The following is a 23,016-nucleotide window of genomic DNA, read 5'->3' as shown; positions in this document are numbered from 1 at the left end:
GTGGACCGTCTCTGCACACGGCACTTCCCCGTGAACGCCGATCAGCTCACCGCCGCCCAGAGCTGGGTGGAACACGGCGAGCGGACGCCGCTGAAGGCCCGCCCGGCGTCGTCCGTGGTCCTCATCCGCGACACCGCTGTGGGTACGGAGACGTACCTCACCTACCGGCGCGGGCAGTCACCGCTCGGGGTCATCGGGTTCCCGGGCGGGAGCATCGAGGAGTCCGACGACGACGACATCCCCTGGTTCGGTCCCGCGCCCACGGTGTGGGCGAAGACGCTGGGCGTCGAGGACCACAGGGTGGCCCGCCGCCACGTGCTCTGCGCCATCCGCGAACTGTTCGAGGAGAGCGGGGTGCTGCTCGCGGGCGCGGACGCCTCCTCGCTGGTCGAGGGCACCCATGCGCGGGAGTGGATGAAGGCACGCGAGGCCATCAACGAGGGTGAGTGCAGCTTCGCGGACATCCTGAGGCGCCGCGGTCTCGGTGTCCGCACGGACCTGATCAAGCCGCTCTCGCACTGGCTGAGCCCCGACTTCGCCCACCGTCGCTTCGACACGCACTACTTCGCGGCCGCGCAGCCCGTCAACCAGGAGCCGAGCATCCTCGCCAGCAAGGGTGTGTGGGGCGAATGGCGCTGGGCCGCGCAGGAGATCGCCGACCGCGACACCACGCGTCTCGGTGACGAGGTGGGCCAGCCGAACTCCGTGGGTCGGACGCTGAGTGAACTCTCGGTGCCCGCCGTCGAGGTGATCCTCGAGAAGATCGGGTCCTCGCGCGGCTGCATCGCCTACCTCTCGCACAAGCGGCCGGTGAAGGTCTACCACCCGCAGCTCTCCGAGCAGGACGGCTCCCTCGTGCTCGAGGTCGAGTGCCCGAAGCTCACCGAGGGCGGATCGGTGCAGCGCGGCCTCTAGGTCCGGCGACCAGGTTCGCAGACCAGGTTCACCGGCCAGGTTCGACGGGCACCGCGGCGGGACGCCGGGGAGGCGTCGCCCGCGTCTCAGCGGCTGCGCTGACGGAGCCTCTGGATGTCCAGGATGACGACGGCGCGCGCCTCGAGGCGGAGCCAGCCACGCTGCACGAACTCGGCGAGGGCCTTGTTGACGGTCTCGCGGGAGGCGCCGACGAGTTGGGCCAACTCCTCCTGCGTGAGCTCGTGCGCCACGAGGACGCCGTCGGTGGCCGGACGGCCGAAGCGGTCCGCGAGATCGAGCAGGGCCTTCGCGACGCGGCCCGGGACGTCGGAGAACACCAGGTCCGCGAGGGATTCGTTGGTGCGGCGGAGACGGCGCGCAAGGGCCTGCAGCAGTTGGGCCGACACCTCTGGGCGGGTCTCGAGCAGCGTGTGGAGGTTCTCGTTGCGGAGGCCTGCGAGGCGGGTCTCCGAGACGGCGGTCGCCGTCGCGGTGCGGGGGCTCGGATCGAACAGGGCCATCTCGCCGAACAGCTCACCGGGGCCGAGGATCGCGAGGAGGTTCTCGCGTCCGTCCTGGGCCGTGCGGCCGAGCTTGATCTTGCCGGAGACGATGAAGTACAGCTGGTCGCCCTGGTCGCCCTCGCGGAACACGGACGAACCGCGCGGGAGGTCCACCTCGATGAGCTCGTCGGTCAGCGCGGCGAACACGTCGTCGCCCAGCGAAGCGAAGAGGGGCGCCCGGCGCAGTACTTCGATGTCCATGAAAACTCCTGTTGCGTCGTCGGTCGGCGGTTCCGCTCGTGTCTCCTGACCATCTTGCCGTACAGGAGCAGATGTGACGACTGATACACGCTCCGGCGCCGGGCAGCGCTCGTCCTGAGACCGTCCTGTCAGGCTGCGCGGCTAGAATCGCGGTCAGTGTCGGGAGCGCCGCCGTGTCCCGTCCCACCTCAGCCAGGGAGATCACGTGCAGGAATTCAGTGTCGGTGAGTTCACGCTCCTCGACGTCATCCTGGTGGTGGTGCTCCTCGGCTACCTGGTCACGGGACTCCGGAACGGCTTCCTCGTCACGCTCGGCGGGATCGCCGGTTTCGCCGCGGGTGCGGTGGCGGCGTTCTTCGCCATCCCGCTCGTGAGCGCCTGGGTGCCCGACAACCCCTGGCGCCTCGTCGCCGTCATCGCCACCGTCGTGGTCCTGATCGTCACGGGCCAGGCCGTCGGGTCCGCGCTCGGCGCGTCCATCCGCCGCTGGTCGGACTTCCCGCCACTCAGGGTGATCGACCGGCTCCTCGGTGGAGTGGTGAACGTGGCGGTCGCGGCGCTCGTCCTGTCCATGCTGGCCTTCAGCGTGGGCACGCTCGGCGTTCCGCTCGTGTCGCAGCAGCTCGCGGCGTCCCAGGTGATCCGCGGGATCGACTCGGTGACGCCGGGGCCGGTGCAGTCCTGGCTCGCGCAGCTGCGCACCGTCGTGGTGGACGACGGCATCCCCACCATCCTCGAGAGCGTGGGGCCCGCGACCCCCGCGGCGGTGCCGGACGCCTCCGTGGACACCCCCGAGCTCGCGGCCGCCGCGGCCTCGGTGGTGCGCATCACCGGCACCGCCTTCCAGTGCGGCCAGAACCAGACGGGCTCCGGGTTCGTCATCGCGCCCGGCCGGGTGATCACCAACGCCCACGTGGTGGCCGGCGTCAACGAGCCGGTGGTGGAGGTGCCGGGCAACGGTGCGCTGCCGGGACGGGTGGTGCAGCTGGACACCGCGCGCGACATCGCGGTGATCGCCGTCGACGGCCTCGAGGCCGCGCCGCTGGTTCTCGGCGACGAACTGGACGACGGCACGACGGCGGCCTTCGCCGGCTACCCCGCAGGCGGCCCGTACCGCATCCAGCCCGCCAGCATCCAGAACCTCTCGCCCGTGCTCGTCAACAACATCTACGGTGCGGACCCGCAGCCGCTGCAGGTCTACAGCCTCGCCGCGAACGTGCAGCAGGGGAACTCCGGCGGGCCGCTCCTCGACCTGCAGGGCCGTGTTGCCGGCGTCGTCTTCGCGAAGTCCACGGCGGACGCCCCGGTGGGGTACGCCCTGTCCCTCGAGGAGCTGCGGCCCATCGCCGAGAGCGCCCCGGACCTGCAGGACGCCGTGTCCGCGGGTCAGTGCACCCGGGGCTGACCCACCTCACCGTCCAGCCCCTCGATCAGTCCTCGGTCAGTCCCTCGATCGATTGGCCGTGCGGTCCCGTCCGGGCGACCGTGCGGCCGTTGTGCTGCAGCACGAACCGGCCGTCCAGCTCGCCCGGCGCACGCTCCAGCGCACCCGGCACGCCGGCCAGCGTGCCGTGGCCCTCGTGCGAGAGCCAGTGCACGGGGCGCGTGCGGTCGCCGACGAGCCGCATCATCGAGTCGCGGAACCGGCTCCGCCCTGCGGCGTCCACGTACGCGAGCACGGCGCTGTGGAACACGACGACGACGGCGCCCGCCGGAGCGCGCGCCACCAGGTCGGCGGTGCCGGTGACGAGATCGCCCCGGACGAGCAACGGCGGGTCGGCGCGCACCACGTCGAGGGCGGCCCGGAGGCGTTCGGCGCGGAAGGTGTGCTCCGGCCACACGAGGGCTTCCAGCCAGCGTCGATCGACGTCGTCGGACGCGTCGAGGGGATTCAGGTCGATGCCCGCCCGCCACACCACCTCGGGAAGACGGTCCGGCAGCGCGACCTCGCCGGAGACCTCGCACTCCAGCGGCGGCACGGGTGACCCGCCGCCCGGCCGGAGCTCCGTCCCGGTGACCAGCGACGCGGAGGGGGAGTAGGAGTAGGAGTAGGAGTAGGCGTAGCGGTCGGGGTACAGGCAGGCGCCGGCGGACGCGCCCACCTCCACGAGGGCGAGCGGCCGGTCCTCGCTCGCGCTGATGGCCGCGAGGTAGGGCAGCAGGACGGCGCAGCGCCCGGCCTCGTTGGTCTGGGTGGTGCGAGACTCCATGACCGAGCGGATGCCGTCCCAGTGCGCCAGCACGAAGGAGCGGAACGGGCCGTAGGCGGCGTCGTCGAGCGGTACTCCCTGGAAGCGCGCGGCGCCGAGGAGGAGGTTCGGCTGCCGGCGGGTCTCCGGGAGTCGGTCGATCAGCCCGAGCACCTCGGCGTCCCCGGCCACGCCGCTGCACCAGGCGTCGTAGAGCGGGGAGTAGCCGCGGGCCTCCACCTCCGCGAAGCGCCGGTAGCGTTCCGCCGTCGTCGTCCGGGTACCCGTCATGGTGCTCCTGTGTCGATCGTGTGTCCGCCGCGTGGCCGGCCGATGCCGGGCTGATTGCAGCGCGGCGCCGAGTGGCCCGTGATGCCAAATCGTAACCATGCACCCCGCCCAAATGACGTCCGCCGCTCTGCCGGAAGTTAGGCTCGTCACACGGATCCGCGCGCCCGGCGCTGCGATCTTTCGCGGATACACGATTATCCGGTTCGAACCACTCGTCACAGGGAGCATCACATGACCAACCGAGGCACATCCGTGCGCGGTGCAGTCGCGAGAAAACGCGCTGCGCTCACCGCAGGGATCTCCATCGCAGCACTCCTCCTGACCGGCTGCGTGCAGAGCCAGCGCGAGGAGAACACCGGTGCCGAGGGCGAATCCGCCGTCGACGGCACCTTCGTCTTCGCGGCCTCCGCCGACCCGAAGTCGCTCGACCCCGCATTCGCCAGCGACGGCGAGTCCTTCCGCGTGAGCCGCCAGATCTTCGAGGGACTCGTGGGCGTGGAACCCGGCACCGCCGACCCGGCCCCGCTGCTCGCCGAGTCCTGGGAGACGGCCGAGGACGGCCTCTCCACGGTCTTCCAGCTCAAGGAAGGCGTCACCTTCCACGACGGCACACCCTTCAACGCCGAAGCGGTGTGCTTCAACTTCGACCGCTGGTACAACTGGACCGGCATCCAGCAGTCCGAGACGGTGGCCTACTACTACGGGTCGCTGTTCCGTGGCTTCGCCGACAGCCCCGAGAACGCGGTCTACGAGTCCTGCGAGGCGAATGGTGACAACGAGGTCACCATTAACCTCGCGAAGCCGTTCGCGGGCTTCATCGCCGCGCTCTCCCTGCCCGCCTTCGCCATGCAGAGCCCCACGGCGCTCGAGGAGTACGCGGCCGACGACATCGGCGGCACGGCCGAGACCCCCTCACTGAGCGAGTACGCGCTCGGCCACCCGGTGGGCACCGGCCCGTTCAAGTTCGACTCCTGGAACGTGGGTCAGCAGCTCGAGATCTCGATCTACGAGGACTACTGGGGCGACAAGGGGCAGATCACGAACACGATCTTCCGCATCATCGACGACCCGCAGGCGCGCCGCCAGGCGCTCGAGGCCGGTGACATCGACGGCTACGACCTCGTGGCTCCCGCCGACACGCAGTCCCTCGCGGACGCCGGCTTCAACATCACGCCGCGCGACCCGTTCACCATCCTGTACCTCGGGATGAACCAGGCCGTCCCCGAGCTCGCCGACCCCCTGGTCCGCCAGGCGATCCACCACGCGATCGACAAGCAGGCGCTCGTCGACCAGACGCTCCCCGAGGGCACCGACGTCGCCACGCAGTTCATCCCGGAGGTCGTGGACGGCTACAACGAGGACGTCACCACCTACGAGTACGACCCCGAGCGTGCGCGTGAACTGCTCGCCGAGGCCGGCTACCCGGACGGCTTCGACGTCACGTTCAACTACCCGACGAACGTCTCGCGCCCCTACATGCCGACGCCCGAGCAGGTCTTCACCAACCTGCAGGCCCAGCTCAGCGACGTCGGGATCACCGTCAACCCGGCACCCGCCGCCTGGTCGCCCGACTACCTGAACCAGGTGCAGGGCACCCCGGACCACGGTCTGCACCTCCTCGGCTGGACCGGCGACTACAACGACACCGACAACTTCATCGGTGTGTTCTTCGGTCAGGAGAAGCTCGAGTTCGGGTTCAACAACCCCGAGCTGTTCGCGGCCCTCGACGAGGCCCGCGGCATCAGTGACCGCGAGCAGCAGACGGAGCTGTACCGGGACATCAACGAGCAGATCGCCGAGTACAACCCGGCCGTGCCGCTCGCACACCCAGCCCCCTCCCTGGCGTTCGCACCCCGTGTGACGTCCTACCCGGCCAGCCCGGTCAACGACGAGGTCTTCACGGACATCGAGCTGAGCGAGTAGTAGCAGTACCCGGATGGAGCCGGTCCCTGTCAGGGGGCCGGCTCCATCCGCGCTGTACCACCCCTGCCCGGCCTCGGCCGGACAACCGGAAGGAACCTCCCGTGTTACGCGTCATCGGCAAGCGGATAGCCCTGCTCATCCCCACGTTGTTCGGACTGTCCGTCCTCCTGTTCCTCTGGGTGCGCAGCCTGCCCGGGGGCCCCGCGACGGCCCTGCTCGGGGAGCGGGCCACACCCGAGGCCGTGGCCCGGGTCAACGAGTTGTACGGTTTCGACCAGCCGCTCATCGTGCAGTACCTCACCTACATCGGCAAACTGCTGCAGGGTGATTTCGGGGTGTCCATCAACACCGGCCGCCCGGTCCTCGAGGAGTTCGCCACGCGGTTCCCCGCGACCATCGAGCTCACCGTCGTCGCCCTGATCTTCGCGATCGGCGTGGGCATTCCGCTCGGGTACCTGGCGGCACGGAACTACGGGCGGATCCTCGACCACAGCTCGGTGGTCCTCAGCCTGATCGGCATCACGGTGCCGGTGTTCTTCCTCGCGTTCATCCTCAAGTACCTCTTCGCCATCCAGTGGTCCCTGCTGCCGCCCGACGGCCGGCAGGACGCCCGGATCGACGCGACGCACTACACGCAGTTCTACGTGCTGGACGGCCTCCTCACGGGTGAGTACGACGCCGCGTGGGACGCGGTGCTCCACCTCATCCTCCCGGGGCTCGCCCTCGGCACCATCCCGCTGGCGATCATCGTCCGCATCACGCGCGCCTCGGTGCTCGAGGTGCAGAACGCGGACTACGTCCGCACCGCCCGCGCGAAGGGACTCATGGAGAAGACCATCCGCGGCAGCTTCATCCTCCGCAACGCGTTGCTGCCCGTGGTCACGACCATCGGGCTCCAGCTCGGCCTGCTCATCTCGGGAGCCGTGCTCACCGAGACCGTCTTCGCGTTCAACGGCATCGGCCGGTTCCTGCGGGACGCGATCTTCGGCCTGGACTACCCCGTGCTGCAGGGCTTCATCATCTTCATCGCGATCCTCTACGCCCTGATCAACCTGATCGTCGACCTGTCCTACTCCGTCATCGACCCGAGGGTGCGTGTGCAATGAGTACCATCCTGCCTCCCGCCGCCGGCGGTTCAGCCGCCCCCAACGACCCGGCCATCGACACCGGCCGCGGCACCGGTCTCTGGAAGGACGCCTTCCTCCGACTCCGGAAGAACCCGCAGGCCATCGTGGGCGCCGTCATCATCGGGCTGTTCCTGCTGGTGGCCCTCCTCGCGCCCCTGCTGGCCCCCTACGGCGGCAACGACCTCCCGGGCCGCACCTCGATCACGCCCACCACCATCCCCGGGCCCGGGGAGATCGACGGCTTCCCGCTCGGCCTCGACCGGTTCGGCGGTGACGTCCTCTCGAAGCTCATCTGGGGCGCGCAGGCCTCGCTCCTGATCGGCGTGGTCTCCACGGCGCTCGGGCTCGCGGGCGGCATGCTGCTCGGCGTCCTCGCCGGTGGCCTCGGCGGCTGGGTGGACAACGTGATCATGCGCTTCGTGGACATCCTGCTCTCCGTGCCGAACCTGCTCCTCGCCGTCAGCATCGCCGCGGTACTCGGTCAGGGCGCGTACGCGATCATGATCGCCATCGGCGTCTCGCAGATCCCCATCTTCGCGAGGCTCCTGCGCTCGTCGATGCTCTCGCAGCGCGGCGCGGACTACATCCTCGCGGCGCAGACCCTCGGGCTCAGCCGCCGCACCATCACCATGAGCCACCTGCTGCCGAACAGCATGGGGCCCGTGATCGTGCAGGCCACCCTGACGCTCGCCACCGCCGTCATCGACGCCGCGGCGCTGTCCTTCCTCGGGCTCGGTGGCGGGCTTCCCCAGGCCGCGGAGTGGGGCCGCATGCTCACCTACGCGCAGGCAGAGCTCGCCGTCGCCCCCCAGCTGGCCTTCCTCCCTGGCGCCTGCATCGCCATCACCGCGCTCGGCTTCACCCTGCTCGGGGAGTCACTGCGTGAGGCGCTCGACCCGAAGACCCGGAGGAAGTAGACCACCGCACACAGCACGACACACAGACGGCCATCACCTGCAGAGGTGGTGGCCGTCGGTGTGTCCGGGGTCCGCGCGGCCCACGAGCGAAGCACCGCGCCGTCGTGGGGTCGAGCGGTCCTAGGGGCGGGCGTGCTGGTCGAGCCGGTGGGGGTCGATGACGAGGCCCTCGTCCCACGAACCCGTGGTCCCGGCCGCGCGGTAGGTGGCGCGGAAGAACGCGAGGGCGGTGGCGTCGGGGTCCGCGGACGTCCGCACGGCCTCGTAGGGCAGCAGGAACTGGCGGAACTCCTCGCTGTAGAAGGCGCCCTCGACGTCGATGGGGGTGTCCTTGTAGCCCTCCGGCTCCGGGTACGCGTACGAGTAGAACGCGCCCTCCTCCCCTCCGCCGGGCCAGAACCCGCAGCTCGAGAGTTCGTGGGAGTAGCCCTCCACCATGACCCAGTCCCCGCAGTTCGGGGCTCCACCCGGGTGCGTCGGGGCGGGCCTGCCGGAGAAGCGCGTGCAGGCGAGGTCCATGGCGCCCCAGAAGAAGTGCACCGGGCTGACCTTGCCGAGGAACTCGGCGCGGAAGAGGGTCATCACGCGGTCCGCCTGCATGAGCTGCCGCCAGAACGCCGCGACCGCGTCGCCGTCGTAGGAGTCGTTGTGGTGGTCCTCGGCGAACGGCACCGCGGGGTCCACCTCGGTGGGCACGGGCCGGATCGGCGCATCGATGTCGAGCTCCGCGAGTGCCGCCATGACGCGCTCGTGGAAGCGGGCCACGGACTGCGGCTCGAGGGGGACCGTACGGTGCCCGCCCGAGCTGCTGCGCACCACGAGCTGGTGCGCGACGACGTCGAACTCGAGGTCGAACAGCCCGCCGCGGTAGGGGATGGAGGACGTCCCGAGACCGCGCGGCGTCACGTAGAGGGGCACCTGCCACCAGTGGTTGACGAGAGGGGCGTGCAGCATGCGGACCTTGCCCACCACCTGCAGCCACATGTGGAGGGTCGCCCGGGTGTCCGCCCAGTCCGCGACGCGCAGCGCGGGCCACGCCTCCGGCGTCGTCGTTCCCTGTGCTGTTCCGGTCTTCATGGACGTCCCGCCGTTCGCTCGTCTGTTCAGTGCTGACGCCAATCTATGTGCCCACGGGGTGCTGGTACAGCTCGCCGGGGGACCCCGTTGCTAGGGTGAGCCCGACGGGCCCCGGCCGAGGCGGATCGCGCATGCTGTGCGTGGTCCTCTCCGGGGTTACCCCGGGGCACGCAGACCGACCAGAACCGGAGCACCTCAGGCGCCCGACTGCGCTCCGCGCAGCTCAGCGCCCGAACAGGAGGCAGGTCGGCCGGGGCCCGTCGCACGATCGCGAGGACCGAGGGGGAGCCACGGACAGCACCGTATCGAGGGCATCGACGGCGGCCGGTGGCACCCGCCCGCCTTTTCCGCGGGGAAGCGGGAGCGTCACGCCCGCGTCGCAGGTCCTCGCCCGCCAGCCGTCACCGGGAGCCGACGGCCTCGCCCATCTCCTCGCGACGGCCTTCCTCGAGGTTGCCGAGTGGGAGCGGGAGCATCTCGTCGCCGCGGGTGCCCTGATCCTCGGGGCGCGGCGGCGCTGGCTCGGCCCGCTGGTGCGTGCGGTGCTCTCGGGCTACCCGCGGCACCCCTCGGGCGCCCGCCGCGAGCTGGCCAGCTGGATCCTCGCGCAGCCGGTGTTCACCACCGCGGTGGCGAAGGCGGCGCGGCGCGGTGAGCCGATCCGCCCCGAGCGGTTCCTTCTCGAGCCGTCGGGAGAGCCGTCGTCGGCACCGGCCTCGGACTCGGTTCCGGCCTCGGACTCGGTTCCGGCCTCGGGAACGGTTTCGGCCTCGGACGCAGTCCACTACGTCGGGCCGGGACCCGGCGGTACCGATGCCGCGGACCTGGCCTGGCTGGCCCGCGAGCTGCGCCTGACGCCGGGGGAGCTGGACTGGTTCGCGGACACCCGCCTCTGGAACCGTCGGGCGGGCGACGACGCACTGAGGCACTACCGCTGCGTGTGGCGTGTCCGGCCGGGTCGCGTGCCGCGGCTCCTCGAAGTGCCGGGCCTCCGGCTCCGGACGGTGCAGCGCCGGGTGCTCGACCGCATCCTCACGCCCTTGCCCCTGCACCCGGCTGCCCACGGGTTCGTTCCCGGTCGCAGCGCCCGGAGCAACGCCGCGCCGCACGCGGGCGCCGAGGTGGTGATCTCCCTGGACCTCACCGCGTTCTTCGCGCACGTCACCCCGGGGCGCGTCTTCGGTGCGCTGCGCCGGGCCGGGTACCCGGAGGCGACGGCGCACACGCTCACGGGCCTCTGCACGCACTCCGTGCCCGAGGCCGTGCTGCGGGCCATGCCGGACGGCGGTACGCCCGCCGACCGCTTCGCACTGCTGCAGGCGTTGCGCGCACCCCACCTGCCGCAGGGTGCGCCGTCGTCGCCCGCCCTCGCGAATCTCGCCGTGCGACGGCTCGACGCACGGCTGACCGGCTGGGCCGAGCGCGCCGGCGGCGTCTATACGCGGTATGCGGACGATCTCGCCTTCAGCGGCCCCGCGGGTCTGCGCCGGCGGGCCGACGCCTTCGTCCGCGGCGTGGAGCGCATCGTCGCGGACGAGGGGTATGCGGTGAACCGGACCAAGACGCGCATCCGCGGGGCGTCCGTCCGGCAGTCGGTGACCGGCGTCGTCGTCAATGCGCACCCCAACGTGACGCGCGCGGAGTACGACCGCCTGAGGGCGATCCTGCACAACTGCCGCGTGCATGGGGTGGAGTCCCAACGACGCGGCCACCCGGCGTTCCGCGAGCACGTCGCGGGCAGGATCGCCTGGGTGTGCCATCTCAACCCCGCGCGCGGGCAGGGGCTGCGGGAGGCCTTCGCCCGGATCGACTGGTGATCGATCCGGGCCACCCGATTCTCGGCGGTTCGGGGCCTGGCGGGGGACGCTACGAGGCGATGTCCTGCTCGATGTTGAGCTCGTTCCCCGGGATCGACGCGAGGAGCTTCCGCGTGTACGGGTGGCGCGCGTTCTGGAAGACCTCCTCGGAACTCGCGGCCTCCACCAGTTCGCCGTCCTTCATCACGCAGACGTAGTCGGAGATGAGGCGCACCACGGCGAGGTCGTGGGAGATGAACAGGTAGCTGAGACCGAGTTCGGACTGCAGGTCACCCAGCAGCGTGAGGATCTGCGCCTGCACCAGGACGTCGAGCGCGGAGACGGGCTCGTCGCACACGATCAGTTCCGGCTGCAGCGCGAGGGCCCGGGCGATCGCCACACGCTGCCGCTGCCCGCCGGAGAGCTCCGCCGGGTAGCGCCGCAGCGCGTTCTGGGGGAGGGAGACCTGGTCCATCAGTTCCCGGACCCTGGCCGAGCGCTCCTTCTTCGAGCCGCGCTTGTACGCGTTGAGGGGCTCCTCGACGATGCGCTCGATGGTGAACATCGGGTTCAGCGAGGAGTACGGGTCCTGGAAGATCGGCTGGACGCGCTGCCGGAAGTCGTTGAGCTGCGCCTTGTCCAGGGTGGCGACGTCCATGCCGTCGAAGGTCATGGTCCCCGACGTCGGCTCGATGAGCTTGAGCAGCATGCGCGCCGTCGTCGTCTTGCCCGAGCCCGATTCGCCCACGATCGCGACGGTCTGCCCGCGCGGGACATCGAGCGTCACGTTTTTCGCCGCGTAGAAGTCCTCCTTGCTGCCGCGCCGCTTGTAGATCTTCGTCAGGTCGCGGAGCTCCACGATGTTCGCGGGAGGGGTGTGAGCGGCAGCGGCGGGCGCGCCGGTCGGGCGGTCGGACGTCGTCGTCGCCGCATGGGCGCCGGAACCGGTCCGCTCTGCGGGCGCAGCTGCATCCGAGGACACGTCAGTACTCGCAGTCCGATCGGTGGTCGCGGCGCCGTCGCGATCTGCTTCGTGCTCCGCGTAGACGGCCTCGGCGAGCTTGAGGCGGGACGGTGCGTCGGCCGTGAAGGCGCCGGGGCGCAGGCGGACGGCCGCCACGCTCGGTGCCGCCTTGACCAGGGACTGGGTGTACGGGTGCTGCGGATCGTTCAGCAGCTGCTGCGCCGGACCCACCTCGACCACGCGGCCGCGGTGCATCACCACGAGCTGGGAGGCGCGCTCGGCGGCGAGACCGAGGTCGTGCGTGATGAGCAGCACGGACGTACCGAGCTGCTCGGTCATCGAGTCGATCTGGTCCAGGATGGTGCGCTGCACCGTCACGTCGAGGGCCGACGTCGGCTCGTCCGCGATCAGCAGGCGCGGCTGGCACGCGAGGCCGATCGCGATGAGCGCCCGCTGGCGCATGCCGCCCGAGAACTCGTGCGGGTACTGCTTGGCGCGCTCACCGGCGTCGGGCAGTCCCGCCGCGGTCAGCACGTCGAGAACCCGCTGCTTGACGTTCTTCTTCGTCGCCATGCCGTGGACGAGGAGCGTCTCGGCGACCTGCGTGCCGATCTTCGTGACCGGGTTGAGGTTGGACATCGGGTCCTGTGGCACGAGTCCGATCGCGCGGCCGCGGATGGAGCGCATCTTCGACTCGGCCAGACCCACGAGGTCCTGGCCCTCGAAGAGGATGCTGCCGGACGTGACCCGGCCGTTGCCCGGGAGCAGGCCGATGCAGGCCATGGCCGTGGTGGACTTGCCGGATCCCGACTCCCCGACGATCGCGAGCGCGCTGCCGCGCTGCAGCGTGAAACTGGCGTCCTCGACGGCATGGACCTCGCCGTGCGTGGTCCGGAAGCTCACGGCGAGGTTGCGCACCTCGAGCAGGGGAGCGTCGGGATTCAGGGGCAGGCCGGTCGCGCCGTCCTCAGGGGTGATGTCCGTCATAGGACCATCGTGCCCTATCACCGCCGTCGCCCCCGCGCGGCGTCGCCCGTCCGGGTCTAACGTTCCGGGAACGATGCGCTGCCGGCGCCGCCCGCCGGCACCAGTGTCGAGGCGAGGTGATCGACGGCGAGGCGGTACCCGTCCACGCCCGCACCGACGATCACGGCGTCGGCCACGCCCGAGATGTAGGAGTGATGACGGAAGTCCTCACGCCGGTGCACGTTGCTGATGTGCACCTCGACCACGGGCAGGCCGACGCCGGCCAGGGCGTCCCTGATGGCGATCGAGGTGTGCGTGAAGGCGCCCGCGTTGATGACGATGCCCGCGGACGTCGACCGCGCGGCGTGGATGGCATCGATCAGCACGCCCTCGTGGTTGGACTGCACGGCCGTCGTGGTGCACCCCCTCGCACGGGCTGCCTCCTCGGCCACACGCAGCACGTCGTCCAGGGTCGCCGTCCCGTAGACGTCCGGTTCCCTGGTGCCCAGCAGGTTCAGGTTCGGTCCGTTGACCACGAGGATGGAGGGTGCGGGCGGCGTCATGCCTCAACTATGCCGCACCCGTGCTGCGCCGGCGCGTGGGCTCAGGCGCCGGCATCCGCGACGAGGCGGGCGCGCAGGCGCACGGCGCCGAGCGCCCCTGCCACGGTCACGAGGCTCATCACCGCGAGGACGACGCCGGGGTGCCACCACGCGCCGTCGGTGGCGATGCCGAACTGCTGCGTGATGGACGGCGCGAATCCGGCGATGATCGCGGCGATGCTGTAGGCGAAGGAGAGGGCGGTGTACGCCGTCGTCGGCTCGAAGATGTCCGCCATGAGGCCGCCGAGGGCGGCCCAGCTCGCCGTCGGCAGGATGCCTCCGAGGATGATCGCGGCGATGTACATCGGCTCGGTCGCGATGCTGATGATCCAGTACAGCGGGAAGGCGATCACGGCCGTCCCGAGGGCCCCGCCGGCGACGACCTTCGCGGAGCCGATGCGCATCGCGAGGTAGCCGAACGCCGGGATGGTGCCGAGCTGGAGGATCGACCCGATGAGGGCGGCGTTGAGCACCGTGGCCTGGGAGAGGCCGAGCGTCTCGGTTCCGTAGGCCTGGGTGTAGGTGACCATGAGGAAGTAGGAGCCGATGCCGAGGACCGCTGCGGCGATGGCGACGACGATCGCGGCCGGCTGCGACCTCAGGACCTCGAGGAAGGGGATGCGGGGCAGTTGGTGCCCCTCGCTCGCCTGCTTGAACACGGGTGTCTCGTCGATGGCCAGGCGCAGGTAGAGGGCGACGGCGAGGAACGGGAACGCGAGCAGGAACGGGATGCGCCAGCCCCAGGTGGTCATGATGTCCGGGGCCACGACCGTCAGCACCAGGAAGATGGCCGAGATCAGCATGGTGCCCACGGGCGAGCCGAGCTGGGGGATCGACGCGTACAGCGCCCGCTTGCGGGGTTCGGCGTGCTCGGTGGCGATCAGGATGGAGCCGCCCCACTCACCGCCCAGGGAGAGTCCCTGCAGGAAGCGCAGCGCGGTGAGGATGATGGGCGCCCAGATGCCGATGGTGGTGTAGTCGGGCAGCAGGCCCACGGTGCCCGTCGCGAGGCCCATGAGGGTGATGGTCCAGATCAGGGTGCGCTTGCGGCCGATCCGGTCCCCGAGGTGCCCGAAGAGGATGGCGCCGAGCGGGCGGGCGACGAACCCCATGGCGAACACGAGGAAGGCCGAGAGGGTTCCTGCCAGGGGATCCTGCTCGCTGAAGAAGACGACGTTGAACACGAGCGCGGCGGCGGTGCCGAACACGTAGAAGTCGTAGGACTCGAGGGCTGTCCCCACGAAGGAGGCTCCGGCGACGCGGCGGGCCATGCGGGGGTTGGTGACGGGAGGCTGCTGAAGGGTTGTGGACACGCTGATATCTTCCTCTCGCCGGCGCGCCGGGGCCACGTTTCAGGACGAAGGTCACAGGGGTGGACACGCAGACCTGTGAGCGCCGACGAGAGCGCGGCCGGCCGTCAGGAGGGATGCGGTCACGGCCGTCGGATCGCTCATGAAACCGTGCACCATGGCGCCGTCGCGCAGCATGATCAGTTGATGCGCCACAGCCTCGGGTGCCTCCACCCCTAGCGTGGTCAGCTGTTCCGTCACCACCGCGTGGAGCCACGCCCTGTACCGCCCGACGGCGTCGCGCACCGCACCGCCCTCGGCCGGGTACTCCGCCGCGGCGTTGATGAAGACGCACCCGCGGAACCCGGGCCGGCAGGCGGCCTTCCCGTTGGCCTCGGCCAGCCACTCGAGCAGGCTACAGGCATCGCGGCCCGCCCTCACCTGCTGCTCCACGGCGTTCTGGAGCAGCCCGAGCTGTTGCTCGAGATAGGCGACCACCAGGTGGTCCTTCGAGGGGTAGTGCCGGTAGAACGTGACCTTCGTGGTGGCGGCGTCGGCAATCACCTTGTCCGCACTGACGGCCCGGATGCTGGTGGTGTCGAAGAGTCGCGTGGCGGACGCGAGGATGCGCTCCCGCACGGGTACCTGAAGCGGCATGACTGATCCTTCCCATCGATTGCTCGCAACCCCGCATCAGATTTCACCTGAGTAGAGTTACTGGTTAGTCTACTAGGGAGCGGCCACCGGAGCCGCCGGGACGAAAGGATCGACACCATGAGTGCTCTCTACACCGCAGTGGCCACTGCAACAGGAGATGGACGCAACGGAGAAGCGCGTACCGACGACGGCCAGCTCGTCGTCGACCTCGCCGTCCCCAAGGAGATGGGCGGGGCAGGCGGCGCCACCAACCCCGAGCAGCTCTTCGCCGTCGGCTACGCCGCCTGCTTCCACAGCGCCCTGAAGCTCGTCGCGGGCCGCAGCAAGGCGAAGATCAGCGACACCGCGGTCACCGCCGAGGTCAGCATCAACCCGGTCGACGGCGGAGGTTTCCAGCTCGCCGTGGCCCTGCACGCGGAGATCGGCGGCGTGGACCAGGATATGGCGGACTCCCTCGTGGAGCAGGCCCACCAGGTGTGCCCCTACTCGAATGCCACGCGCGGCAACATCGAGGTCACGGTCGACGCCACCATCGGCTGATCCGGACCTGACACGCGAAAGGCCCCCGCCTGCGCGGGGGCCTTTCGCGTGTTCGCCTACTTCCGCAGTTCGGCTACTTCCGCAGGGAGACTGCGATCTGCTGCATGATCGTCGGATCGGACAGCGTCGTGGCGTCGCCGACCTCCCGGCCCTCCGCGACGTCCTTGAGCAGGCGGCGCATGATCTTCCCGCTGCGGGTCTTCGGCAGTTCCGGGACCACCAGGATGTTCCGCGGCTTCGCGATGGGGCCGATCTCCTTCGCCACGTGGTTCCGCAGCGTCGTGACGATGTCGTCGTCGTCCTTCGCGGATCCGCGGAGGATCACGAACGCGACCACCGCCTCACCGGTCGTCTCGTCACTCGCCCCGACGACGGCGGCCTCCGCCACCGACGGGTGGCTCACGAGCGCCGACTCGATCTCGGTGGTCGAGAGGCGATGGCCCGAGATGTTCATGACGTCGTCCACCCTGCCCAGGAGCCAGATGTCGCCGTCGCTGTCCTTCTTGGCGCCGTCGCCCGCGAAGTACATGGCGTCGAACCGCGACCAGTAGGTGTCCTTGAACCGCTGCGGGTCGCCCCAGATGCCGCGCAGCATCGACGGCCACGGTTCGCGGATCACGAGATAGCCGCCGGAGCCGTTCGGCACCGATTCGCCCATCTCGTCGACGACGTCGATCGCGATGCCGGGGACCGCCACCTGCGCCGAGCCGGGCTTGGTCGCGGTGACCCCGGGCATGGGGGCGATCATGTGCGCGCCCGTCTCGGTCTGCCACCACGTGTCGACGATCGGCGCGTTGCCGCCGCCGATGACCTCGCGGTACCACATCCAGGCCTCGGGGTTGATGGGCTCCCCGACGGAGCCGAGCACGCGGATCGAGGTGAGGTCGCACTTCTTCGGGATGTCGCGGCCCCACTTCATGAACGTGCGGATGGCCGTCGGGGCCGTGTACAGGATGCTGACCTTGTACTTCTCGATCAGCTCCCACCACCGGCCCTGGTGCGGGGTGTCCGGCGTCCCCTCGTACATGAGCTGCGTGGCGCCGTTCACCAGCGGCGCGTAGGTGACATAGCTGTGGCCCGTCACCCAGCCGATGTCCGCGGTGCACCAGAATACGTCCGTCTCCGGCCGGAGGTCGAAGGTGTTCCTGTGCGTGAACGCGGTCTGCGCGAGGTAGCCGCCGGTGGTGTGCAGGATCCCCTTGGGCTTCCCGGTGGTACCGGACGTGTAGAGGATGAAGAGGGGGTGCTCGGCATCGTGCGCGACGGCGGTGTGCTCGTCCGAGGCGCCCTCGACGACGTCGTGCCACCAGACGTCCCGGCCCTCCGTCCACTCGACGGGCTCGTTGTTGCGCCGCACCACGACCACATTCGTGACGGTGTGACCGTCCTTCTCGAGGGCGCCGTCCACCGCGGGCTTCAGGGCGCTGGGCTTGCCGCGCCGGTAGGTGCCGTCGGACGTGACGACGAGCTTCGCCTCGGCGTCGTCGATGCGGCTGCGGAGGGCGTCCGCGGAGAACCCGCCGAACACCACCGAGTGCACTGCCCCGATGCGCGCGCACGCGAGCATGGTGACGACGGCCTCGGGGATCATGGGCAGGTACACCGCGACGCGGTCGCCCTTCTGCACGCCGAGCGATTCGAAGGCGTTCGCGGCCTTCTTGACCTCCTGCGTCAGCTCCGCATAGGTGATGGTGCGGGTGTCGCCGGGCTCACCCTCGAAGTGGATGGCCACGCGGTCACCGAGCCCGGCCTCGACGTGGCGGTCGAGCGCGTTGTACGCGGCGTTGATCGTCCCTCCGACGAACCATTTCGCGAAGGGAGCGTCCGACCAGTCCAGGGTCTGGGTGAAATCGGTGTCCCACGTCAGGAGCGCGCGGGCCTGCGCGGCCCAGAATTCCGCACCCTGCGCGCGCGCCTCGTCGTAGAGGGACGGCTGGGCGACGGCGTTCGCGGCGAAGTCGGCGCTGGGCGGGAAGCGGCGTTCCTCGTGCAGCAGGTTCTCGAAGGCGTCGCCTTGTCGCTCGGCGTTCATGGTCTTACCCCTTTGGTGGCGTGTCGAAGACGGTGATGATGAAGGTCGGCAGTGCTCGAGCGCACGGGCCGTGCGGGCCGCCCGCACCACCTCGTGCCTGACGGAAGACTATCGAGTCCACCCGACACTCCTGTGGCTGGCGTCACATCACCTAGCCGAGTTGCGCCGATTGTGCGGTGAGCGGATGGGCGCCACCGCCACGACGCCTGGTGGAGAAGGCCGGGGCCGGTGGCTAGGGTGGGATCAGTTGAACGACGCCGGGCGGCACCGCCGGTGACCGCCGCGAGGAACGGGAGTACCACATGAGTGAACCACTCGAGGGCCGGCAGACGGTGGGTCAGCCCGCCGCGGACGCGACCACGTCAGGGGCATCGACGGTGGTTGCAGCTCCGTCCGGCACCACCGGAACCGCCCCGTCTCCCGGCATCTCCGATACTCAGGGCGCCGCAGCCGACACCACCGCCTCCGAGCCGAGTCAGGTGGGCCCGTCCGAGGCGGTCCTCGGGCCCTTCACCACGCGGGAACTCGTGTTCGGTGGGGGCGTCCTGCTGATGTTCATCGGCACGCTCCTGCCCTTCGTCGGCGGCCGTGTGCTCTACACGACGTTCTGGAGCAGCGCATCGCTCTTCTTCGTCGGCGTCGGCATGCTGTTGCCTGTGATCGCGTTGGCGCTCCTGGCCGGCCGGCGCCTCGGCAGCTCGGGCCTGCGCGTCGGGTCCCTCTCGGTGGACCAGTTCGCCTCGGTCACCGCAGTGCTCGCAGCCACCTTCTTCTTCCTGCAGACCGTCACCGCGTTCCAGATCGGCCCTTTCATCGCGCTGCTCGGATCCCTGGCGCTCGTGGCAGCCACCGTCGTCGGGCCGCACCTGCCCGTCGTGCGGGACGACTTCCTGGAGCGGCCGGAGTCCGCCGCCCACCCGCTGGCCCGTCCCATCACCGCGGCGAGGCCGCGGCCGCCGAAGCCCGCGAAGCCCGTGAAGACTGCGTCACCGTCGAAGGAGACCGCAGTCGGATCCCCGTCGGGTGAGGCACTCACCGGTCAGGCACCCGGAGGCGATCGCGGTACGACGGGCGCCGGACTGTTCGGCCTCGGTCGATCAACCGGAGCACCGACACAGGCGGACCCAATACCGGGCGCAACCGCCGACCGGACGGACCACGATGCAGGCCACGGCGCCAGCGCCGTCGGTGCCCGTGATTCCCGTGGTTCCGGCGATGCGATGGACGATGCGACGGCGAGCTACCGGCCTATCCAGGACCGCGACGAGCCCATCGAGCACCACGACGTCGTCGGCAACCAGGCAGATCAGGCCTCGGCCGTCGACGGACCCGACCTCGGCAGCGGTCACGACGTCGACGACTCCCGGTCGGTGACGGACCGGACGAGAGTCCACGAGGCGATCCGCGATGAGACGCCGACGGAGGACGCCACGCAGGGCCGTGCACGGCAGGAGCCCATCACGGCCACGCGATCGGCCGAGGAGGAGGACGTCGTCGAGGCGTTCTGGTTCGCCGTCGGGTCCCCGCGGCCCGTGTTCGACGAGCAGAACGGGCGCGAGATCTTCGTCCTGCAGCCCGGGGACTGGGAAGTGGGCATCGAGGATCGCGGCCGTGAGTTCCTGGTGCAGGACAAGCGCACCGGCGCGATCGGCATCCTGCGGGATCTGCGCAACATCGAACGGGCGCCGCGGGACTAATCCGCCAATGGGGCGATGCGCCCTGTCGGGACGGGTCGCGAGGCGGGTGGGTCGTGACGCGGACAGATCGATAGTCGGGTGAGCCGGTAGAAGGACCGAACGGACGGGATCGAGTGGGTGCAGTGAAGCCGAAACCGCAGGACGAATCGCCGGTCGCGCTGAAGCGCCGGGCCAGGAAGATCAACAGGATCCTGGGCGAGACCTATCCGTACGCCGTCGCGGAGCTGGACTTCCGCAACGCCTTCGAGCTGCTCGTGGCGACCGTGCTGTCCGCCCAGACGACCGATGTCCGGGTGAACCTCACCACTCCGGCCCTGTTCGAGCGGTACCCCGACGCGCGCTCGCTGTCCGAGGCGGATGAGCTCGAGCTCCAGGAGATCATCCGGCCCACCGGCTTCTACCGCGCCAAGGCGAACAGCCTGCTCGCGCTGTCCCGCCGACTCGTCGACGAGTTCGACGGCCACGTACCAGCCACACTCGAGGAGCTCGTGACCCTCCCGGGTGTGGGTCGGAAGACAGCGAACGTGGTGCTGGGCAACGCTTTCGGCGCCCCCGGCATCTCGGTGGACACGCACTTCGGGCGATTGTCGCGGCGCTTCCGCTGGACGACGTCGGACGACCCGGTGAAGGTGGAACTGGAGGTGGGGCCGCTGTTCGAGCGCAAGGACTGGACACTGCTCTCCCACCGGGTCATCTTCCACGGCCGGAGGATCTGCCATGCGAAGAAGCCCGCGTGCGGCGTCTGTCCGGTCGCGGCACTGTGCCCCGCCTTCGGGGAGGGCGAGACCGACCCGATGAAGGCTGCGAAACTGCTCAAGTACGAGCTCGCGCCCGGGCGCGAGGACCTCCTCGAGCTCATGAGGAACGGGCGGACCCGGGCGGAGCTCCGGGAGGCCGGTCACGGGCTCGGTGCCTGAGGCGTGCCTGATCCGGGCAGGGGCGGACCGGATGGATCTTCCGACGTTCTTCGGGACGATGAAGCAGCCCGGGCCGTGAGTGCCCGTGACGAGCTGACGTCGTGGGTCCGGTCGATGGACCGCCCTGACGCGACGCTCCTCGCCCCCGACGGCTGGCAGTTCGCCGTGCTCGATCCGGAGCTGAGCCGCCGTGCTGCCGTGCTCGTGCTGTTCGGAGAACGGGCGGCGGAGGAGGATCCGTCGGGTGACCGTGCGTATCCCGCGCCGGACGACGCACCGCTCGACACCCCGCTCGACACCCCGCTCGGCGCGCCGTTCACCGGGCCGGTCGACACGCCGCGTCAGGACGACGAAACCGGGCCATTCGTTTCGCGGCCCGGTCCTACGGATCTCGATCTCCTGTTCGTCATGCGCGCGTCCACGCTGTCGAACCATCCCGGTCAGGTGGCGTTCCCCGGCGGCGGCATCGACGCGGGTGACGCCGACGAAGCGGGCGCGGCCCTTCGCGAGGCGCGGGAGGAGACGGGCCTGGACCCGAGGGGCGTCGACGTCCTCGGGTCCCTTCCCGAGGTGGATCTTCCCGTCAGCAACTTCATGGTCACGCCGGTGCTGGGGTGGTGGCGTGAGCAGACCGCCGTCCACGCGGTCGACGCCGCCGAGTCCGAATCGGTATTCCGATGCCCCGTGAGCACGCTTCTGGCACCGGGGAACCGCCGGACCGCTGTGCTCCGACGCAACGGGTTCGTGAGCCGCACCCCTGCCTTCGTCACTCCGCACGCGATCATCTGGGGATTCACTGCGATGCTGCTGGATGCGATGTTCGAGGGCCTCGGCTGGACACAGCCGTGGGACCGGTCGCAGGAGATCGCCGCACCGCTGTGAGGCGGCCGGGACCACCGGCGGCGGGGGCGAGCGTGCCGGGGGCGGCGGGCGCGTAGCGCTCCTTGAGTGAGGCGGGGAGGGTCACGAGAGCGGTGGCGTTGTCCCATCGCTCCTTGCTCGTGATTCCGATCTGCGTTGCTGCGGCGGCGCGCACGATCATCGGGGACGCGGATCGGCCCGCCATCGTGAGCACCTGCTCCGTCGCGTCGCCGGGCCCGGCGGCGGTACCGAGGACCCGCCGACCCACATGGTGCGAGAGCTGCTCGCGTACGAGCGCAGCCGGGCTGGACAGGGCGACGGACACCGCCTTGGAGTCCAGCAGGCGTGCTCCCGCTGCTCCGACCGGACGGATGATCCGCACCGCGGGTGCGAGTGTCGACAGGGCCGCGGACGTTGGTGGTGCCCAGGACGGCAGCGCGCGTCCTGCCGTCCCGCCAGTGATGCGCAGGGCCGAGGGTCCGCGGGCCAGGCTCTGCAGTCCGGTGGTGAGGCGCGCGGCTCCGGGAAGCCTGCTCGCGACGACGACCGCGGCTCTGCCCAGCGCGGTGAGACGTTCGATGGTCTGACGGACCTTCATCACCATCTGTGCTGTTCGCGCCACCCCGATGAGGGAGGTGATCGCTGCGGACCCTCCCAAGGTCAGGAAGCTCAAGGCCACGCCGACGGCCAGCATCTCAAGGCAGTCCTCGGCGAAAGCGCGCGTCTCGTCGATCAGTTCCTGGTGCGCCGTCTCGATCGCCCCTGCCAGGGCCTCGCACCCCGCGGCGATGTCCCGCGAGGACAGCGCGATCGCAGTGCCTGCCTCGCGCACCATGGCACTCCGGGTGCGGAAGAGGGCGAGGTCCTCCGCCAGCAACCCGACCACCGCGTCCTCCGCGAGCTGCGTGCCGCCGCCGATCCTGTGCTCGACGTCGGAGGCGAGTGTGGTCCACGCAGCCGCTGCGCTCCTGAGGAGCGCCGGATCCCCCGTGGGCCACATGATGCCGGCCACCCCCGCGACGATGTCCCAGTACTCCGGCGGCAGCGCCACGTGCGCTTCACAGGCCGAGGGGAGGCAGGACGACGTCGCCTCGGGCATCGACGACGGCAGGAGCGGTTCGATGAGCGCCGTGAGGCCCATGGACGCCACGTGCTCGGCGGCGATGTAGTTGCCTGCCGAGAACGTCAACGCCCGCGCTGAGTCCGCCGATGCGAGCGCGAGGGCCCGGGCCGCCTCGAGGACGTCCCTGGCCGCGGGATCGTAGGACCCAGCCCAATCGGTGCCCAGGGCGTCCCACCCCGCCATGCCGCCCGTTCCCATGAGCACGGCATCCGCCGAGGCGACGGCGTCCGCGAGCCCCCGGCCGGCCGCCGCGGCGAGTTCCGCCGCCTCCGTGTACCTGTCCGTGTCGATCGTCAGAACGCTCATGCACCCAGCCCTTCCCCCCTTGTGTCCTGTCACCGTAGAGGCGAGGCGGGGGCGGGCGCTGGC

Annotated in this window: 19 protein-coding genes; 10 read left to right on the top strand and 9 right to left on the bottom strand. The window is 70.3% G+C overall.

The genetic code is table 11. From position 1 onward, the window contains the following. Positions 1 to 915 carry an NUDIX hydrolase gene (locus AC4D16_RS07135; protein WP_490948081.1) on the top strand — a complete coding sequence of 305 codons (915 nt, stop codon included), beginning with the start codon at positions 1 to 3 and terminating at the stop codon, positions 913 to 915. Positions 916 to 1,001: 86 nt separating this feature from the next. Here the strand turns inward: AC4D16_RS07135 and AC4D16_RS07130 are convergent, their stop codons facing one another. Beyond that, positions 1,002 to 1,679 (bottom strand): Crp/Fnr family transcriptional regulator, encoded by a 678-nt coding sequence (locus tag AC4D16_RS07130; RefSeq protein WP_490948082.1) that lies wholly within the window; start codon positions 1,677 to 1,679, stop codon positions 1,002 to 1,004. Positions 1,680 to 1,884: 205 nt separating this feature from the next. Between AC4D16_RS07130 and AC4D16_RS07125 the strand changes: the two genes are divergently transcribed. Further along, positions 1,885 to 3,084: a MarP family serine protease gene (locus tag AC4D16_RS07125; RefSeq protein ID WP_490948083.1), complete on the top strand. Its 1,200-nt coding sequence runs from the start codon at positions 1,885 to 1,887 to the stop codon at positions 3,082 to 3,084. Between the two features lie 25 nt (positions 3,085 to 3,109). Here AC4D16_RS07125 and AC4D16_RS07120 read toward each other — a convergent pair whose 3' ends face one another. After that, a complete protein-coding gene (locus tag AC4D16_RS07120) occupies positions 3,110 to 4,159 on the bottom strand; it encodes a DUF2332 domain-containing protein (protein WP_490954425.1) in 1,050 nt (349 codons plus the stop codon). Between the two features lie 231 nt (positions 4,160 to 4,390). Between AC4D16_RS07120 and AC4D16_RS07115 the strand changes: the two genes are divergently transcribed. From AC4D16_RS07115 to AC4D16_RS07105, 3 genes are all read left to right on the top strand, one after another. After that, positions 4,391 to 6,082 (top strand): ABC transporter substrate-binding protein, encoded by a 1,692-nt coding sequence (locus AC4D16_RS07115; RefSeq protein WP_490948085.1) that lies wholly within the window; start codon positions 4,391 to 4,393, stop codon positions 6,080 to 6,082. 101 nt (positions 6,083 to 6,183) lie between these two features. Beyond that, on the top strand, positions 6,184 to 7,188 hold the full coding sequence (locus tag AC4D16_RS07110) for an ABC transporter permease (RefSeq protein WP_490948086.1): 1,005 nt from the start codon (positions 6,184 to 6,186) through the stop codon (positions 7,186 to 7,188). Beyond that, a complete protein-coding gene (locus AC4D16_RS07105; RefSeq protein WP_490948087.1) occupies positions 7,185 to 8,126 on the top strand; it encodes an ABC transporter permease in 942 nt (313 codons plus the stop codon). The genes AC4D16_RS07110 and AC4D16_RS07105 overlap by 4 nt, the downstream gene beginning before the upstream one ends. A gap of 120 nt (positions 8,127 to 8,246) precedes the next feature. Here AC4D16_RS07105 and AC4D16_RS07100 read toward each other — a convergent pair whose 3' ends face one another. After that, positions 8,247 to 9,203 carry a DUF5996 family protein gene (locus tag AC4D16_RS07100; RefSeq protein WP_490954424.1) on the bottom strand — a complete coding sequence of 319 codons (957 nt, stop codon included), beginning with the start codon at positions 9,201 to 9,203 and terminating at the stop codon, positions 8,247 to 8,249. Between the two features lie 131 nt (positions 9,204 to 9,334). Between AC4D16_RS07100 and AC4D16_RS07095 the strand changes: the two genes are divergently transcribed. Continuing rightward, positions 9,335 to 11,020, top strand: coding sequence for a reverse transcriptase family protein (locus AC4D16_RS07095; protein WP_490954423.1), 1,686 nt, complete (start codon positions 9,335 to 9,337; stop codon positions 11,018 to 11,020). A 49-nt stretch (positions 11,021 to 11,069) separates the two neighbouring features. On the opposite strand, the gene AC4D16_RS07090 is transcribed toward AC4D16_RS07095, so the two are convergent. Genes AC4D16_RS07090 through AC4D16_RS07075 form a run of 4 tightly spaced genes read right to left on the bottom strand, consistent with a single transcriptional unit; the run spans position 11,070 to position 15,477 of the window. Further along, positions 11,070 to 12,950 (bottom strand): dipeptide ABC transporter ATP-binding protein, encoded by a 1,881-nt coding sequence (locus tag AC4D16_RS07090; protein WP_490954422.1) that lies wholly within the window; start codon positions 12,948 to 12,950, stop codon positions 11,070 to 11,072. A gap of 56 nt (positions 12,951 to 13,006) precedes the next feature. Further along, positions 13,007 to 13,492 carry a type II 3-dehydroquinate dehydratase gene (gene aroQ / locus AC4D16_RS07085; protein ID WP_490948091.1) on the bottom strand — a complete coding sequence of 162 codons (486 nt, stop codon included), beginning with the start codon at positions 13,490 to 13,492 and terminating at the stop codon, positions 13,007 to 13,009. 41 nt (positions 13,493 to 13,533) lie between these two features. Next, a complete protein-coding gene (locus tag AC4D16_RS07080; RefSeq protein ID WP_490948092.1) occupies positions 13,534 to 14,844 on the bottom strand; it encodes an MFS transporter in 1,311 nt (436 codons plus the stop codon). Positions 14,845 to 14,895: 51 nt separating this feature from the next. Then, positions 14,896 to 15,477, bottom strand: a complete 582-nt coding sequence (locus AC4D16_RS07075; protein ID WP_490954421.1) for a TetR/AcrR family transcriptional regulator — start codon at positions 15,475 to 15,477, stop codon at positions 14,896 to 14,898. Between the two features lie 117 nt (positions 15,478 to 15,594). On the opposite strand from AC4D16_RS07075, the gene AC4D16_RS07070 reads away from it, so the two are divergent. Then, a complete protein-coding gene (locus AC4D16_RS07070; protein ID WP_490954420.1) occupies positions 15,595 to 16,017 on the top strand; it encodes an organic hydroperoxide resistance protein in 423 nt (140 codons plus the stop codon). A 73-nt stretch (positions 16,018 to 16,090) separates the two neighbouring features. Here the strand turns inward: AC4D16_RS07070 and acs are convergent, their stop codons facing one another. Then, positions 16,091 to 18,049, bottom strand: a complete 1,959-nt coding sequence (gene acs / locus AC4D16_RS07065; protein ID WP_490954419.1) for an acetate--CoA ligase — start codon at positions 18,047 to 18,049, stop codon at positions 16,091 to 16,093. Positions 18,050 to 18,351: 302 nt separating this feature from the next. On the opposite strand from acs, the gene AC4D16_RS07060 reads away from it, so the two are divergent. The 3 genes from AC4D16_RS07060 to AC4D16_RS07050 all read left to right on the top strand — a co-directional run bounded on the left by AC4D16_RS07060 (position 18,352) and on the right by AC4D16_RS07050 (position 21,545). After that, a complete protein-coding gene (locus AC4D16_RS07060; protein ID WP_490954418.1) occupies positions 18,352 to 19,746 on the top strand; it encodes a hypothetical protein in 1,395 nt (464 codons plus the stop codon). A gap of 122 nt (positions 19,747 to 19,868) precedes the next feature. After that, on the top strand, positions 19,869 to 20,663 hold the full coding sequence (nth, locus tag AC4D16_RS07055) for an endonuclease III (RefSeq protein WP_490954417.1): 795 nt from the start codon (positions 19,869 to 19,871) through the stop codon (positions 20,661 to 20,663). A gap of 75 nt (positions 20,664 to 20,738) precedes the next feature. Further along, positions 20,739 to 21,545 (top strand): NUDIX hydrolase, encoded by an 807-nt coding sequence (locus AC4D16_RS07050; protein WP_490954416.1) that lies wholly within the window; start codon positions 20,739 to 20,741, stop codon positions 21,543 to 21,545. Here AC4D16_RS07050 and AC4D16_RS07045 read toward each other — a convergent pair. After that, on the bottom strand, positions 21,457 to 22,953 hold the full coding sequence (locus tag AC4D16_RS07045) for a WXG100-like domain-containing protein (protein ID WP_490948099.1): 1,497 nt from the start codon (positions 22,951 to 22,953) through the stop codon (positions 21,457 to 21,459). The two genes, AC4D16_RS07050 and AC4D16_RS07045, sit on opposite strands and share 89 nt — an antisense overlap. Between the last annotated feature and the right edge of the window lie 63 nt (positions 22,954 to 23,016).

Source organism: Arthrobacter sp. TJ-236 (assembly GCF_058269235.1).
This window is presented reverse-complemented; position numbering and strand designations above follow the sequence as displayed.

Excerpts from the sequence above, each read along its gene's own strand:
- AC4D16_RS07130 (WP_490948082.1), bottom strand. The coding sequence starts at position 1,679 with ATGGACATCGAAGTACTGCGCCGGGCGCCCCTCTTCGCTTCGCTGGGC.
- AC4D16_RS07120 (WP_490954425.1), bottom strand. The coding sequence starts at position 4,159 with ATGACGGGTACCCGGACGACGACGGCGGAACGCTACCGGCGCTTCGCG.
- AC4D16_RS07115 (WP_490948085.1), top strand. The coding sequence starts at position 4,391 with ATGACCAACCGAGGCACATCCGTGCGCGGTGCAGTCGCGAGAAAACGC.
- AC4D16_RS07105 (WP_490948087.1), top strand. The coding sequence starts at position 7,185 with ATGAGTACCATCCTGCCTCCCGCCGCCGGCGGTTCAGCCGCCCCCAAC.
- AC4D16_RS07100 (WP_490954424.1), bottom strand. The coding sequence starts at position 9,203 with ATGAAGACCGGAACAGCACAGGGAACGACGACGCCGGAGGCGTGGCCC.
- AC4D16_RS07095 (WP_490954423.1), top strand. The coding sequence starts at position 9,335 with ATGCTGTGCGTGGTCCTCTCCGGGGTTACCCCGGGGCACGCAGACCGA.
- AC4D16_RS07090 (WP_490954422.1), bottom strand. The coding sequence starts at position 12,950 with ATGACGGACATCACCCCTGAGGACGGCGCGACCGGCCTGCCCCTGAAT.
- aroQ (WP_490948091.1), bottom strand. The coding sequence starts at position 13,492 with ATGACGCCGCCCGCACCCTCCATCCTCGTGGTCAACGGACCGAACCTG.
- AC4D16_RS07075 (WP_490954421.1), bottom strand. The coding sequence starts at position 15,477 with ATGCCGCTTCAGGTACCCGTGCGGGAGCGCATCCTCGCGTCCGCCACG.
- AC4D16_RS07070 (WP_490954420.1), top strand. The coding sequence starts at position 15,595 with ATGAGTGCTCTCTACACCGCAGTGGCCACTGCAACAGGAGATGGACGC.
- acs (WP_490954419.1), bottom strand. The coding sequence starts at position 18,049 with ATGAACGCCGAGCGACAAGGCGACGCCTTCGAGAACCTGCTGCACGAG.
- AC4D16_RS07060 (WP_490954418.1), top strand. The coding sequence starts at position 18,352 with ATGAGTGAACCACTCGAGGGCCGGCAGACGGTGGGTCAGCCCGCCGCG.
- AC4D16_RS07045 (WP_490948099.1), bottom strand. The coding sequence starts at position 22,953 with ATGAGCGTTCTGACGATCGACACGGACAGGTACACGGAGGCGGCGGAA.